Origin of the sequence: Flavobacterium sp. GSP6, from assembly GCF_003984855.1 — a bacterium.
Lineage (GTDB): Bacteria > Bacteroidota > Bacteroidia > Flavobacteriales > Flavobacteriaceae > Flavobacterium.
In genome coordinates this window covers 19,025-32,002 of record NZ_RYDO01000007.1, presented here as the reverse complement: position 1 = coordinate 32,002, position 12,978 = coordinate 19,025, and the positions used below count along the sequence as shown (strand labels likewise).

16 protein-coding genes and 1 tRNA gene are annotated in these 12,978 nt (G+C 35.7%); 10 read left to right on the top strand and 7 right to left on the bottom strand.

What is annotated here, in order from left to right:
* Window position 1 precedes the first annotated feature (1 nt).
* Window positions 2-751 carry a hypothetical protein gene (locus EKM03_RS08775; protein WP_126555160.1) on the top strand — a complete coding sequence of 250 codons (750 nt, stop codon included), beginning with the start codon at window positions 2-4 and terminating at the stop codon, window positions 749-751.
* Window positions 752-756: 5 nt separating this feature from the next.
* Window positions 757-1,179 (top strand): hypothetical protein, encoded by a 423-nt coding sequence (locus EKM03_RS08770; RefSeq protein ID WP_126555157.1) that lies wholly within the window; start codon window positions 757-759, stop codon window positions 1,177-1,179.
* 85 nt (window positions 1,180-1,264) lie between these two features.
* Here EKM03_RS08770 and EKM03_RS08765 read toward each other — a convergent pair whose 3' ends face one another.
* Window positions 1,265-1,504 carry a hypothetical protein gene (locus EKM03_RS08765; RefSeq protein ID WP_126462062.1) on the bottom strand — a complete coding sequence of 80 codons (240 nt, stop codon included), beginning with the start codon at window positions 1,502-1,504 and terminating at the stop codon, window positions 1,265-1,267.
* 213 nt (window positions 1,505-1,717) lie between these two features.
* Between EKM03_RS08765 and EKM03_RS08760 the strand changes: the two genes are divergently transcribed.
* Window positions 1,718-3,283, top strand: coding sequence for an NAD(P)/FAD-dependent oxidoreductase (locus tag EKM03_RS08760; protein WP_126740201.1), 1,566 nt, complete (start codon window positions 1,718-1,720; stop codon window positions 3,281-3,283).
* Window positions 3,284-3,590: 307 nt separating this feature from the next.
* Here the strand turns inward: EKM03_RS08760 and EKM03_RS08755 are convergent, their stop codons facing one another.
* The 5 genes from EKM03_RS08755 to msrB all read right to left on the bottom strand — a co-directional run bounded on the left by EKM03_RS08755 (window position 3,591) and on the right by msrB (window position 8,010).
* Window positions 3,591-4,679 (bottom strand): glycoside hydrolase family 130 protein, encoded by a 1,089-nt coding sequence (locus tag EKM03_RS08755; protein WP_126740200.1) that lies wholly within the window; start codon window positions 4,677-4,679, stop codon window positions 3,591-3,593.
* A 220-nt stretch (window positions 4,680-4,899) separates the two neighbouring features.
* On the bottom strand, window positions 4,900-5,064 hold the full coding sequence (locus EKM03_RS14995; RefSeq protein WP_156063255.1) for a hypothetical protein: 165 nt from the start codon (window positions 5,062-5,064) through the stop codon (window positions 4,900-4,902).
* A gap of 250 nt (window positions 5,065-5,314) precedes the next feature.
* The gene (locus tag EKM03_RS08750) at window positions 5,315-6,622 is read right to left on the bottom strand and encodes an amidohydrolase (protein WP_126555151.1); all 1,308 of its coding nucleotides are present in this window, start codon (window positions 6,620-6,622) and stop codon (window positions 5,315-5,317) included.
* Window positions 6,623-6,833: 211 nt separating this feature from the next.
* On the bottom strand, window positions 6,834-7,448 hold the full coding sequence (gene msrA / locus EKM03_RS08745; protein WP_126555148.1) for a peptide-methionine (S)-S-oxide reductase MsrA: 615 nt from the start codon (window positions 7,446-7,448) through the stop codon (window positions 6,834-6,836).
* A 1-nt stretch (window position 7,449) separates the two neighbouring features.
* On the bottom strand, window positions 7,450-8,010 hold the full coding sequence (msrB, locus tag EKM03_RS08740) for a peptide-methionine (R)-S-oxide reductase MsrB (RefSeq protein WP_126568738.1): 561 nt from the start codon (window positions 8,008-8,010) through the stop codon (window positions 7,450-7,452).
* 290 nt (window positions 8,011-8,300) lie between these two features.
* Here msrB and idi point away from each other — a divergent pair, with 290 nt between their 5' ends.
* From idi to EKM03_RS08705, 7 genes are all read left to right on the top strand, one after another.
* Window positions 8,301-8,861 carry an isopentenyl-diphosphate Delta-isomerase gene (gene idi / locus EKM03_RS08735; RefSeq protein WP_126462079.1) on the top strand — a complete coding sequence of 187 codons (561 nt, stop codon included), beginning with the start codon at window positions 8,301-8,303 and terminating at the stop codon, window positions 8,859-8,861.
* 12 nt (window positions 8,862-8,873) lie between these two features.
* The gene (locus EKM03_RS08730; RefSeq protein WP_126555142.1) at window positions 8,874-9,284 is read left to right on the top strand and encodes a 6-carboxytetrahydropterin synthase; all 411 of its coding nucleotides are present in this window, start codon (window positions 8,874-8,876) and stop codon (window positions 9,282-9,284) included.
* Complete coding sequence (locus EKM03_RS08725; RefSeq protein ID WP_126562251.1) at window positions 9,284-9,739, top strand: peroxiredoxin; 456 nt, start codon at window positions 9,284-9,286, stop codon at window positions 9,737-9,739. The genes EKM03_RS08730 and EKM03_RS08725 overlap by 1 nt, the downstream gene beginning before the upstream one ends.
* Before the next feature lie 148 nt (window positions 9,740-9,887).
* Window positions 9,888-10,850: a type I phosphomannose isomerase catalytic subunit gene (locus EKM03_RS08720; protein ID WP_126740199.1), complete on the top strand. Its 963-nt coding sequence runs from the start codon at window positions 9,888-9,890 to the stop codon at window positions 10,848-10,850.
* Between the two features lie 68 nt (window positions 10,851-10,918).
* The gene (locus EKM03_RS08715; protein ID WP_126453511.1) at window positions 10,919-11,185 is read left to right on the top strand and encodes a hypothetical protein; all 267 of its coding nucleotides are present in this window, start codon (window positions 10,919-10,921) and stop codon (window positions 11,183-11,185) included.
* A 78-nt stretch (window positions 11,186-11,263) separates the two neighbouring features.
* Window positions 11,264-11,337 (top strand) — tRNA-Thr (locus EKM03_RS08710).
* A gap of 130 nt (window positions 11,338-11,467) precedes the next feature.
* The gene (locus EKM03_RS08705) at window positions 11,468-11,932 is read left to right on the top strand and encodes a hypothetical protein (protein WP_126555133.1); all 465 of its coding nucleotides are present in this window, start codon (window positions 11,468-11,470) and stop codon (window positions 11,930-11,932) included.
* Window positions 11,933-12,120: 188 nt separating this feature from the next.
* Here EKM03_RS08705 and EKM03_RS08700 read toward each other — a convergent pair whose 3' ends face one another.
* On the bottom strand, window positions 12,121-12,831 hold the full coding sequence (locus tag EKM03_RS08700; RefSeq protein ID WP_126563834.1) for a DUF4369 domain-containing protein: 711 nt from the start codon (window positions 12,829-12,831) through the stop codon (window positions 12,121-12,123).
* Between the last annotated feature and the right edge of the window lie 147 nt (window positions 12,832-12,978).

Below are 12,978 nucleotides of genomic sequence, written 5' to 3'. Positions count from 1 at the left end.
TATGAAGTTTTTAAAAGTGTTTTTTGCTTTTTTAGTATCAGTCAGCTCATTTGCAACCGGTCAGGTTCCGGATTATTTAATTATCGAAAAAGATACTTTAGCCATACAATCAAATCCTTTAGAAGGGTATTTTAAAGATCATCCAATTCCAGAAAAATTAATAACTAACCTTTCCAGTGCCAATTGGAGAGGTTATGTTGCTTATTTTAAATTTATAGATGGAAAATTTGTTGTTGAAAACATTTATAAAGAAGATTATAAAGAAAATAGCAACGGTAAGACTGATTATTTTCTGACCTCTATTTATAAAGATGTTTTTGGGACAAATGTTACTTTTGAATGCAATTATTATTCGGGTTTATTAATATGTCCTTCAGGAAAAATAGTGCAATATGTCCATATGGGGTATAGTTCTCTTTTTGAAAACTACAATCTTATAGAAATAAAAAACGGAATCAATCTCAAATCCAAAAAATTGACTGCGGGAGAGTTTTATCAATTTAGAAGAGATTATTTTAAATACTTTAAACATACCGAAGAATATAAAATAAAGGCTAACGATTTTAAAGAAATATCGATGCAGTCCAATCTTTCTAGCGGGTCTTTTTTTATAGAGAATCCAGGTTTAGGAAGAAAAAACGAATCACTTAAGAAAAAAGAAGCCGAGTTTAAAACGGATAAGCAAGTTGATGCTTTTCTGTTTGCATTTTTAAATGATTATATGAAAACAATAGAAATCCCAACAAATTAATAGTTATGAAAAAAAGATACCCATTTTTTAAAATAGTTGCTTTGGCAGTATTTTCAGTTTTAATTTTGAGTTTTACAATCGATAAAAAAGAGCAAGACGAGAAGCTGGTTGGTATTTGGAAAGGTTTTGAAAAAGATGGGCAAATAGAAGGAATTGAAAAACATTGGATTCAACAAAGATTTACTGACGGCACTTATGTAATAATGTTTACATCAAAGGAAGACTGTGAAGTCGAGACTTTTACCGAAAAAGGGAAATGGTGGACCGAAGAGGGTAAATTTTACGAGTCTTCAGAAAGTACTAACGATATAGATGTTTATAATTATGAAGTCAAAAATGATGAAGTCGTTGAATTTAAAAGTATACGGCTGTCTGGGGAAAACAATGATACCTATATATTTAGTGATTACAAACTTGATTTAAAGTGATGTAAGGTTCTATGATTAGGCTTAAATTTTGATAACAACCGTTGTTTTGATTTTTTTGTACATTTAGACCTTCGGCTTTATGACTTTAGACTGTAAATAATTCTCCACGATGCGGTTTCAAAGCATCTCGTACCTGAATCATGTTTTCATCGGTGACCACCATAAAAGCAATGGCAAGCATTTCGCTTTGGATTTCGAACCCAGTGATATTCAATGGCAATTTTTCAATAGCGATGTATTCTTTTAAATGGATTTCATGGTGTTCGGCAGTTTTTGCGGAAGCTGGCCCACGGAAATCCCATATCAATTTTATTTTTCTGGACATTTTTCCTTAAGATTAATCGGTTAATGGTTTAACTGGGTAACTGTTTTAGCATACAAAGTTACAACCTCTAATTCGAAAACTAGTCAATTTTAAAAATTGAAAACGGATTCTGTTTTTCTACAAGAAGAAGTCAGTACAAAATACTACTTTTGTACGTGGATTATTTTGACATTTTAAAAGTCAAATAATCTGAAAATCGAATAATCTAAAAAAATGCCTCAAGAACTCTTATTACAAGTATCCCCGGAAATTGCAGCAAATGATGTGTTGCTAAAAAATCATTTATCAAAACAAATTACCGTTTCTGTAAATGAGATTCAGCATGTTTCTATTTTAAAGAGGTCGATCGATGCCCGCCAAAAAGCCATTAAAATCAATCTTAAAGTTGTGATTTATTTAAAAGGAGAGCTTTTTCAAGAGCAAAAAACACAACTTCCGGAGTATAAAAATGTTTCCTCAGCTCAAGAAGTAATTGTTGTTGGCGCTGGACCCGCCGGTCTTTTTGCTGCTTTGCAATTGATCGAGTTAGGGTTAAGGCCTATAGTTATCGAGCGTGGAAAAGACGTTAGGGGCAGACGAAGAGACTTGAAAGCCATCAATCTCGATCATATCGTCAATGAAGATTCCAATTATTGTTTTGGCGAAGGCGGTGCCGGAACCTATTCAGACGGGAAGTTGTATACGCGTTCTAAAAAAAGAGGTGATGTAACGCGTGTCTTGGAATTGTTTGTCGCTTTTGGAGCCTCTGAAGATATTCTGATTGAGGCGCATCCGCATATTGGAACAAATAAATTACCTCAGATTATTCAGGACATTCGAGAGAAAATCATCGAATGTGGTGGACAGGTTTTATTTGAAACCCGATTGACCGATATTTTATTAAAAAATAATGAAGTTCAGGGTGTTGTTACTCAAAACGGCGACACCATTCTTGCCAATAAACTCATTTTGGCTACGGGACATTCAGCTCGTGATATTTTCGAATTGTTAGACCGAAAAAAGATTTTTATCGAGGCCAAACCTTTTGCCTTGGGCGTGCGGGCAGAACATCCGCAATCTTTGATTGACAGCATTCAGTACAGTTGTGATTACCGTGGGGAGTTTTTACCTCCCGCTCCGTATTCTATTGTGAAACAAGTAGGAGGCCGGGGAATGTATTCCTTTTGTATGTGTCCTGGCGGCGTGATTGCTCCTTGCGCCACGAGTCCCGGCGAAGTGGTTACTAATGGTTGGTCCCCATCCAAAAGGGATCAGGCTACTGCTAATTCGGGAATTGTAATCGAATTGCAACTGGAGGATTTTAAACCTTTTGCTAAATTTGGTGCTTTGGCCGGAATGGAATTCCAAAAAAGTATCGAGCAACGCGCTTGGCATTTAGCTGGCGAAAGCCAAAAAGTGCCAGCACAACGCATGATTGATTTTACACAAAACCGAGTTTCATCGGATATCCCAAAAACATCGTATGTTCCCGGAACTACTTCGGTAGAAATGGGACAGGTTTTCCCCGATTTTTTAACGCAAATATTACGGGAAGGATTTACTGAATTTGGAAAATCAATGCGAGGTTATTTGACTAATGAAGCCGTGCTTCATGCGCCAGAATCCAGAACGTCATCCCCGGTGCGTATTCCCAGAGATCCCTTGACCTATGAACATGTTCAAATAAAAGGGCTGTATCCTTGTGGAGAAGGCGCAGGTTATGCAGGCGGAATTATTTCTGCCGCTATTGATGGCGAGAAATGTGCGTTGATGATTGGAGCGATTTTAAACCAAAAATAATCTGAATAGGAATTTAGGTTTTACTACAGATTTTCCAGCTTTGAAATAAACTTCACTAATTGCCACCAATATCAATTATTATTAATTGGCATTGGTGGCTTATACTTAGAATTGCAGCCGTGCCAACTTTAAGTTTCCCCACTAAATCTAACCAGTTTTTTATAGCGTTCTTTATTTCTACTTTCAATGAATTTGAAAAAGTTAAAAAAAAAGAATTAATCCCCAAAATAAAAGGGATATAATATTCAGATTTTTGGCTTATTTAGGAAGTTTAGTAGTTGATTAATTAATGTCAACAAGATGGGTATTATCTGTTTTTGACAGCAACGGCAATTTTTGAATCAGCCGTTCCATAATACAAGAACCATTGTTTTTTAAAGTAAACTAATCCTTCTACAAAACAAACCTCATTTACTTCGCCTGTTTTTTCATAAGGCTTGTCCGGATGAAGGAAATAACTATCCATTCGGTCTATTAATTTATAGGGCTTTTCTTTGTCAAATAGCGCCTGGCTTGCTGCATAAGTGAATTTAGGTAAACTTGAATCATTATAATTTTCGGCATTACTTCCGTTGTAAATCAGCACGACACCTTGCTTTTGAAGTAATGCAAAAGGACCGGGTTCTACTAAACGACTATCAAAATATCCCATTCTGGGATGTAAAACAGTAATCATTTTTTTGTTTTCATTATTTTCGGCTACTTCCCAATGGATGAGATCTTCAGAGGTTGCTATATACAAATCAGTATCCCCAAAATACATCCAGTATTTGCCTTTAATTTTTGTAGCTATGATTTTATCTTTGTATAATTTGCAAACTATAGCTCCGGATTTTGACCACAAGTCTTTGTATTTTTCTTCCCTTAATACTAAACCGTGTTTTGTCCATGTTTTTAAATCTTTTGAACTGGCTAAACAAAGACGCGCAGTTTTACCATCATAGGATGTGTAAGTCATAATGTAAGTCCCATTCTCGCTTTCTATAATTCTAGGATCTTCAACGCCTCCTTTCCATTCGTATTGTTTCATCGTGTCGTTGTCCGGATAGAATATTGGTGTGGGTTGTTTTTTAAAGTGCAGTCCATCATCGCTGATAGCTAGGCCTAATCTTGATGTCATGTCTTTGTCTTGCGCTCTGTAGATGAGGTATACTTTTCCGTCTTTGACAATAGCGGATGGATTAAGAACATTTCGTTCTTCCCAGTGGACTTTTTTGTTGCTTATTGGAGATTGAAAAACAGGATGTAACTGTGGTTCTAAAATAGGGTTTAGGCTATCTACTTTTACAAAGTCGAGCATTGCCCAATCCTTACTTTTACTTTGAGATTTATAGATAGAATTACCGCCGCAACTCAGTATAATAAATGCGAATATGAGCATGATGGTTAGTTTCATAATGGTTATATAAATATGGTTTTAAGTATTCTTGAAGGAGTTTATGATTCCTAGCGTTATTTAGTATTTATTTGTCTCCAATAGGTGTGAAAGAGTCTTGTACGGTAAAGTTGCATCTATTTTATTAAACAACAATTCTCTTTTTGAAGTTACTATGATTTTAATGCTTTTAAGATGGTTTTTTCACATGTATTATGCTCATAAGATGAAATTGTTTGGCTTATTTTTTTGTTACAAAAGGCAACCAATTCAAATAAAGCTCTCTGTTTCTTGATTTCAACCCGCAACTCATGGAAAGTTTTAACAGTATAGGAGTCAGACGTTTTTTATAAGACGAGGTTCTACGCCCTTTTTGGTATTTAAAATAGGTTTCAAGTGCTTTCATTTTACAGCTTTTTAGTTGGCAATTTTCCTAGAGATTTCTTTTGAATATGTTTAGTGTTTCCTTGACAGAATCAACTTTTAAGATGCAGACATAAATTTACTAAAAATCGTTAAAAAAAACAGGTTAAGTTGCTTTAAATAAATCATTTGAATATTATTTTTTTGAATCATACAAAGGTGTAAAAAAACCGAAAATTTCTTTTCGGTTGTAGTTTTAAAAACTTTTTAAAATTGTCTATTCAGGTACTGATTTATTTTTTAGCACTCATTTCCATATAATCTATAGTTAGGTCGGACATCGCTTTCATTCCTAATACAAAACTACCCTCGTCGATATAAAAATCGGGGGTATGATGTGAGGCTGTTTCGGCAGGATTTTTGCCTTTTGGCATTCCACCCAGGAAAAAGAAAAGTCCGGGAACTTTGTCTTGATAGTACGAAAAATCTTCGGCTCCAGTTGCTGCAGGAGTCAATACCACATTGTTTTTCCCCGCTACAGTTTCTAATGTAGGGAGCATTTTTTCAGTCAATATAGGATCATTATAGGTAATCAGGGTTTGTTTAGTGATGATCACCTCGGCAGTAGCTCCGGCACTTTCTGCAATATTGGTGGTAATTTGTTTCAATCTATTATGGATCATTTCCTGAACTTGTTTGTCTAGGGTCCGAATCGTTCCTGCCATTTCAAGTTCTTCCGGAATAATATTGCTTCTTACGCCAGATGTAATTTTTCCAACACTAACCACGGCCGCGGACTCCGTTAAATCTACATTGCGACTCACAATAGTTTGTAATCCCAATATTATTTGGGACGCCGTAACAATAGGATCTACGGATTGCCATGGGCTGGCTCCGTGTGATTGTTTTCCTTTTATTTTTATCTTGAACCAGTCTGAGGAAGCCATCGCTCCTTTTGGACGGTAATTGATTTTGCCGACTTCGGTGTCTGCGCTGATATGTAAGCCAAAAATCACATCTACTTTTGGATTTTCCAGAACACCTTCTTTTACCATTAGTGCAGCTCCACCTTCTTCACCATCGGGAGCGCCTTCCTCAGCAGGTTGGAAAATGAATTTAACCGTTCCTTTTAATTCACTTTTGATAGCGGCCAGAATTTCAGCAGTTCCCATCAGCATGGCTATATGCGAATCATGTCCGCAAGCATGCATGACACCTACTTCCTGACCGTTGTATTCTCCCATTGCTTTTGAGGCAAAAGGAATGGCGACTCTTTCTGTTACAGGCAAGGCATCCATATCTGCCCTAAGTGCTACAACCGGACCGGGTTTTCCGCCTTTTAAAATTCCTACCACGCCAGTTTTGGCCACACCAGTTTGTACTTCCATGCCCAAAGAACGCAAATGTGTTGCTATTTTTTCGGCAGTTTTAAATTCTCTATTGCCTAATTCAGGGTTTTGGTGAAAGTCTCTCCGCCAGGTACTGACTTTAGATTCTAAGGAGGCTGCTTTTTGGGCAACCGTGGCTTTAAGAACGGAATTTTGTGCAGTAGCAAAAAAGGAGAAGGAGCATAAGCCAGCAAAAAGAATAATTTTTTTCATTAGTTGGTAGTGTAAAATTTGGTTGCTAAACAGCCTTTATTTTAGTTAAAAACACAGCTGTTTCGATTCTAAAGAAGGTCAGTTAGAAACAAATATAGCAAAATTATTTCGTCTGGCATTAATTTTAAATAGGGGTGTAAAGTGTCTTTTTTTTGAGTAGGATATAAAAAAACCGTCTTGTCATTTCAAACAAGACGGTATTCTTACTCTTTTATTTTTGTTTCTTCAATCGGTTTTTAAAAAGCTTTTCGAATTTCTCCATTTTAGGTTGAATTACCATTTGACAATAGGGTTGGTTCTTATTGTTGGCGTAGTAATTTTGATGGTAATCTTCTGCTTTGTAAAATTTAGTCAACGGTTCAAGTGTTGTTACTACCGGACTATCATAAATCTTGGCCTTTTTCATTGCGTTGATTATCGTTTGTGCTGATTTTTTTTGTGTTTCATTTTTATAAAAAATAGCGGAGCGGTATTGTGTTCCTACATCGGCACCTTGTCGGTTAAGTGTAGTTGGGTCATGTACCGTAAAAAAGACTTTGAAAATCTCATCTAGATTCGTTACGTTTTTGTCATAGGTAATTTTCACCACTTCCGCATAACCCGATCTTCCAGTTGACACATCTTCATAGGTAGGATTGGTATTTTTGCCGCCTGCATATCCTGAGATTACCGATTGTACTCCAATGAGATTTTCATAAACGGCCTCAACACACCAGTAACATCCACCGGCTAAAGTAATGGATTCAAGATTGGATTGCTTTGGTGTTTGACCTTGCGCAAACAAGCTACTGGTCGTTAAAATACATACTAAAAATAATTTTTTCATGTTATTTGGTATCAGGTATAAAGTCCAGTGCGATTGAATTCATGCAGTATCTTTTTTTGGTTGGTTCCGGCCCGTCATCAAAAAGATGACCTAAGTGACCGTCACATCTTCCGCAGAGCGCTTCAGTTCTTTCCATTCCCAGTGAATTATCGGTTTTATAAACCACACTGTTTTTATTGTCTTGTTCGAAAAAGCTTGGCCAGCCGCAAGTGCTGGAAAATTTGGCGCCGGAACGAAATAATTTGTTGCCACAGGCGGCACAATAATAAGTCCCCTTGTCATCTGTATTCCAGAATTTTCCTGTGAAAGGTCTTTCCGTATCCGCATTACGAGTTACTTCATAGACATCTTCGGGTAGAACTTTTTTCCATTCGGCATTACTTACTTTGAGTTTTGCAGTATCTGTATTGGAGTAATATGGGTTTCCAGGTTTTTCAATTGTGTTTTTCATTGTGACAGTTTTTTTTATAGGATCTTGTTTCTTTGTTGTTTGTGCACAGGCAGTGAACATGAATAAAGAGGTTAAAAATAATACACTTACGAATTGGTTTTTTGTTTTCATCTTTTTTTTATTTACAGTACAAATGTAAAGCGCTTTTTATTTTAAAATGTCGGCTACTTTGCAATTGAATTTTCTTTTATTTAAGTTTTTGATTCCTCTATTATTTACGAAAAAAACAGCCATTTAGTTTTGCGGGTCTTACCCACGCTAAATTGTAAATTAGAAGACTAATACAAAGAATATAAAATTAGAATATTAGGGTATTCAACACTCGTTAAACTTTTCACAAATTCAAAAACGGTATAGATACCCGTTCTTTTTTTGTATTTTTGACCTAATTATAAAGCCACATGTTAGAAGAAAATGTAATCTTAGTTAATGAAAATGATGAGCAGATAGGGCTGATGCCTAAGCTTGAAGCGCATGAAAAAGCAGTTCTGCATCGTGCCTTTTCAGTTTTTGTACTAAACAGTACGAATGAAATCATGCTGCAGCAGCGGGCAGGTCAAAAATACCATTCCCCGTTATTGTGGACTAATACATGTTGCAGTCATCAACGCGAGGGAGAAACAAATATTCAGGCGGGAAACCGAAGGTTATTTGAGGAAATGGGTTTTAAAACAGAACTCAAAGAACTTTTTCATTTTATTTATAAAGCGCCGTTTGATAATGGCTTGACGGAGCATGAACTTGATCATGTGATGATTGGCTATTATAACGACGCACCGGTCATCAATCCGGAGGAAGTGGAAGACTGGAAATGGATGAAAATTGAGGATGTTAAAATGGATATGGAATTGCAGCCGGCCTTATATACCGTTTGGTTCAAAATAATTTTTGACGAGTTTTATTATTTTCTGGAAGAACATAAAAGCCCTTTGTCTCTGAACTCGAGCACAGATAACCCCTAATTTATACGTTTTATGAAAGTGACTATTTCACGAAAAGCCCATTTCAATGCGGCTCACAGATTGCATAGGAAAGATTGGACTTTTGAACAAAATGATGCCGTTTTTGGCAAGTGCAACAATCCAAATTTCCACGGGCATAACTATGAACTGATAGTAAGTGTGACTGGGGAAATTGATCCGGAAACGGGTTATGTAATGGATGTGAAATTTCTGAGTGATATTATTAAAGAGGAAGTTGAGCATCAGTTTGATCATAAAAATCTGAACTTGGATGTTCCGGAGTTTCAGGATTTGAATCCAACAGCTGAAAATATTGTAGTAGTCATTTGGAATAAAATTAGAAAAAGAATCAAGGCAGAGTTTAAATTAGAAGTGGTTTTGTACGAAACACCTCGGAATTTTGTAACTTATAAAGGAGAATAATGGAGCTAAAAGTAGGAGATACTATTCCCCATTTCATGGCGAAAGACACCAATGGAACTGATTTTGACAGTAGAAACGTAGTAGGCCAAAAACCGCTTGTAATTTATTTTTATCCTAAAGATAATTCGCCTGGATGTACTGCGCAAGCCTGTAGTTTTAGGGATCAATACGAAGATTTTAAGGATTTGGGTGCAGAAGTGATAGGGATTAGCAGCGATAGCGTTGCCTCACATCAAAAATTCAGCAAACAATTCAAACTGCCTTTTATTCTCTTGTCCGATTCTGATAAAAAAATAAGAAAACTTTTTGGGGTTCCCTCTGGAATGTTCGGGTTGCTTCCGGGACGAGTGACTTATGTAACGGATAAAAACGGAGTAGTACAAATGATTTTTGACAGTATTCTGGCAACAAAACATATTCCTAAAGCACTTGAAGCCATTAAAAAATTAGTATAATCAATTACAAGATGTGATTTGCTACCTTTCTGATTGGAATTAATTTATACTTTTTTCGGTAGTTTAACGGACTCCTGTAAATGGAAACCTATTTTGGTAGAAAACAATATTGATTTGTTTACATTTGGGACTCAAAAAAAATAGTTACATGACATTTTATCCCTTACAGTTTGAACCCATTTTGAAAGAAAGAATCTGGGGTGGTGAAAAATTAAAAACAATACTTAATAAACCCATTGCCTCAACGCATATTGGCGAAAGTTGGGAGTTATCGACTGTAGCAGGAGATGTCAGTATTGTGGCTCACGGAGATTGGAAAGGCAGTGCATTGACAGATATTATTAATGAGTTTCCTGAGAAAATCCTAGGGACAGCGGTTTATAATCGCTTTGGAAAGCAATTTCCGTTGCTTTTTAAATATTTAGATGCCCGTCAAGATTTGTCTATTCAAGTACATCCTAATGATGCCTTAGCAAAAAAACGCCACAATTCTTTTGGTAAAACAGAGATGTGGTATATCATGCAAGCAGATGATGACGCCCGAATTATTGTAGGTTTCAAAGAAAAATCGAATCCCGAAGCCTATTTAGAAAACCTAAAAAATAAAACCCTGCTCTCTATTCTGGATGATATAAAGGTACAAGCAGGAGATATTTTCTTTCTGGAAACCGGCACTGTTCACGCTATTGGTGCTGGGTTAATGGTGGCCGAGATTCAACAAACTTCGGATATTACGTATCGATTGTATGATTTTGATCGAGTAGACACGAATGGGAATACCAGAGAATTGCATGTGGATTTGGCATTGGAAGCGATCAATTACAACACAGTTGAAACTAAAAAAGAATACTCTAAGAATAGCAATGAGTCTAATCCAGTGGTTGATTGTCCTTACTTTACCACTAACTTTATCCCGCTAGATGGAGCTATTTCAGTTTCTAAATCTGGAGAAAGCTTTACCGTATATATGTGTGTGGAAGGAGCATTTGAAATAGAATTTGACAATTCAAAACTAGAATATATAAAGGGAGATACCGTTTTGATTCCTGCTGCCATGCATGCATTCATTATCAATGGAAAAGCTTCAATTTTAGAAATTTACATTTCATAGTCGGTAATAGAAAGATTATGTGTACTTTTGCAGACGCAAATTAAAATTCAAATTTTAAAAAAATAAAAATGGCAAACATTAAGAATTTAAAAAAAGACATCAACTACGTTTTAGGAGATATTATTGAAGCAGTTTACTTGTTCGAAATTTCTACAACAGGAAAACCAACAACAGAAACGAATGCTTTAATTGACGAAGCGATTGCTGCTTTTGACACTTTAATCACAAAGGTAAATGTTAAAAAAGTAGAAAATAAAAAAGCACACTTCAAACAAATTAATGTTGAATTGGAACAAACTGCTAATCAATTGATTGCTAAAATCAACGAATTGTAGTCAAAAAAAAAGCAAAAAAAGTTTGAATTTGTTTTGGAAAACAGAAATTCAGACCTATATTTGCACCCGTAATGAGTCGCCAGCGTAGCTCAGTTGGCTAGAGCAGCTGATTTGTAATCAGCAGGTCGTGGGTTCGAGTCCCTCCGCCGGCTCTTTGATAAAACCATCCCGTCTTAAGCGGGATGGTTTTTTGTTTTTGGGGACATGACAATTGATTCCTATTTAATGCTTTTCATAATTTTTTTTGTTAAATTTGGGTTCTAACAAAAAAAACAAATACATATGGAAGAGCATTCAGTGATTGAAAGTTTCGAAATGAAACTTAGCGCCTCTGCTAAGGGCTTTTTGAAAGAAACCGCAAAGTGGGCCTATTTTTTGTCCATTCTTGGTTACATCGGAATTGGGTTTATTATTTTTGCCGCTTTATTCGCCGGAACGCTATTCTCTGCTATGGCTAAGGTGAATCCTGCTATGGGAATGATGGGATCTTCTTTTGGGTTTGTAATGGCTTTTGTATACTTTTTGATAGCCATTCTTTATTTTTTTCCAGTATATTACTTGAATAAGTTTGCTTCAAATGCCAAAGCAGCATTCCAAAACAATGATTCAGATGCCTTGACTACTTCGTTAGAATACCTAAAGTCACATTATAAATACATTGGAATTATGACTCTGGTTGTTTTCTCTCTTTATCTTTTACTATTTGTAGGAATGATTGTTGCTGGAATAACTTCTAGTGCGCTATAGTGTGTTTTTAGGTCCTTAAACTGCTTTTATTCAGTATGTTAATCGGACTGTAATTATAAAACAAAAAACCATCTTGCCTTAACAAGATGGTTTTTGTTTCATTTTTTTTTAGAACATAAATTATGAAAAAACACTACTCAGGATAGAATACGAGGAGGTTCTAATAGTACTTCTCTTAATTTGTATGATTATTGCTGTTTTTTGATTGTTGCTACATACTCTGTTAATTGCTTTCCATAAAGAGATTTTGCCACTTTAGGAGACATTGATTTTTGAATCGTATCTAAGTATTTTATGTTGATGTCGTAAATCTGGGATAAGGCAATATAAGGTGCCACTTCGTAGTGTCTATTGTTTAGAGCGAAATTTGTGGCAAATAAGTATTTTCTTTTCAAGTTAGAATCCTGTTTTGCTCCTATGCTATCAATGGTTTTTATGTTTTGACTTTTTACTGCATTGAATTTTTTTTCTATTAAAATAAGACTTTCATCGGTGAAGCGGCTGTTTATTTTTTTAAATTCTTCAAAGATTTCATTGTTTTTAGAACCTGTAATTGTAGCATCAGATAAGTAGCGATCTAAACTGGTTTCAATAGTTATTTTTCCCGGCTCAGCAAAGAAAGGCAGGTTGTTGTCCATGGAATTACTCACGCCTCTGTCTAGAAACAAGTATAGCATTTCAGGTGATTTTAGATCTAAGTGACTTTCAAAAACGGCGCTTCCGTCAATATGAATCGTGTCAATTGCAACCAGCATTGTATCAACGACTCTTTGGATGTATAAAGTTCCTTTTTTTAATCCTTTAATATTTCCGGTAATGTGTACATTCCCTCCAGGTTCCTCCTTATTACAGGACGATAAAAGGATTAAAGTGATAAATGCTAGAATAGTTTTTTTCATGTGAAGTTAAAATTTGTTTTTTAGGACATGGCATCGTCATTTTTTATGATTTGTCCTGATATCTCGGGATAGAATCCTGGCGATTTGATTAGTGTTTAGATTTTGGCGCAAAATAAAGAAAATTGTTGGAATGATTTTGCTAACACA

What these genes read in the sequence shown, in the direction of transcription:
- EKM03_RS08770 (WP_126555157.1), top strand. Translation starts at nt 757, where the DNA reads ATGAAAAAAAGATACCCATTTTTTAAAATAGTTGCTTTGGCAGTATTT.
- EKM03_RS08715 (WP_126453511.1), top strand. Translation starts at nt 10,919, where the DNA reads ATGGCAAACATTAAGAATTTAAAAAAAGACATCAACTACGTTTTAGGA.
- msrB (WP_126568738.1), bottom strand. Translation starts at nt 8,010, where the DNA reads ATGAAAACAAAAAACCAATTCGTAAGTGTATTATTTTTAACCTCTTTA.
- msrA (WP_126555148.1), bottom strand. Translation starts at nt 7,448, where the DNA reads ATGAAAAAATTATTTTTAGTATGTATTTTAACGACCAGTAGCTTGTTT.
- EKM03_RS08700 (WP_126563834.1), bottom strand. Translation starts at nt 12,831, where the DNA reads ATGAAAAAAACTATTCTAGCATTTATCACTTTAATCCTTTTATCGTCC.
- EKM03_RS08750 (WP_126555151.1), bottom strand. Translation starts at nt 6,622, where the DNA reads ATGAAAAAAATTATTCTTTTTGCTGGCTTATGCTCCTTCTCCTTTTTT.
- EKM03_RS08760 (WP_126740201.1), top strand. Translation starts at nt 1,718, where the DNA reads ATGCCTCAAGAACTCTTATTACAAGTATCCCCGGAAATTGCAGCAAAT.
- EKM03_RS08755 (WP_126740200.1), bottom strand. Translation starts at nt 4,679, where the DNA reads ATGAAACTAACCATCATGCTCATATTCGCATTTATTATACTGAGTTGC.
- EKM03_RS08720 (WP_126740199.1), top strand. Translation starts at nt 9,888, where the DNA reads ATGACATTTTATCCCTTACAGTTTGAACCCATTTTGAAAGAAAGAATC.
- EKM03_RS08730 (WP_126555142.1), top strand. Translation starts at nt 8,874, where the DNA reads ATGAAAGTGACTATTTCACGAAAAGCCCATTTCAATGCGGCTCACAGA.
- EKM03_RS08725 (WP_126562251.1), top strand. Translation starts at nt 9,284, where the DNA reads ATGGAGCTAAAAGTAGGAGATACTATTCCCCATTTCATGGCGAAAGAC.
- EKM03_RS14995 (WP_156063255.1), bottom strand. Translation starts at nt 5,064, where the DNA reads ATGAAAGCACTTGAAACCTATTTTAAATACCAAAAAGGGCGTAGAACC.
- idi (WP_126462079.1), top strand. Translation starts at nt 8,301, where the DNA reads ATGTTAGAAGAAAATGTAATCTTAGTTAATGAAAATGATGAGCAGATA.
- EKM03_RS08775 (WP_126555160.1), top strand. Translation starts at nt 2, where the DNA reads ATGAAGTTTTTAAAAGTGTTTTTTGCTTTTTTAGTATCAGTCAGCTCA.
- EKM03_RS08705 (WP_126555133.1), top strand. Translation starts at nt 11,468, where the DNA reads ATGGAAGAGCATTCAGTGATTGAAAGTTTCGAAATGAAACTTAGCGCC.
- EKM03_RS08765 (WP_126462062.1), bottom strand. Translation starts at nt 1,504, where the DNA reads ATGTCCAGAAAAATAAAATTGATATGGGATTTCCGTGGGCCAGCTTCC.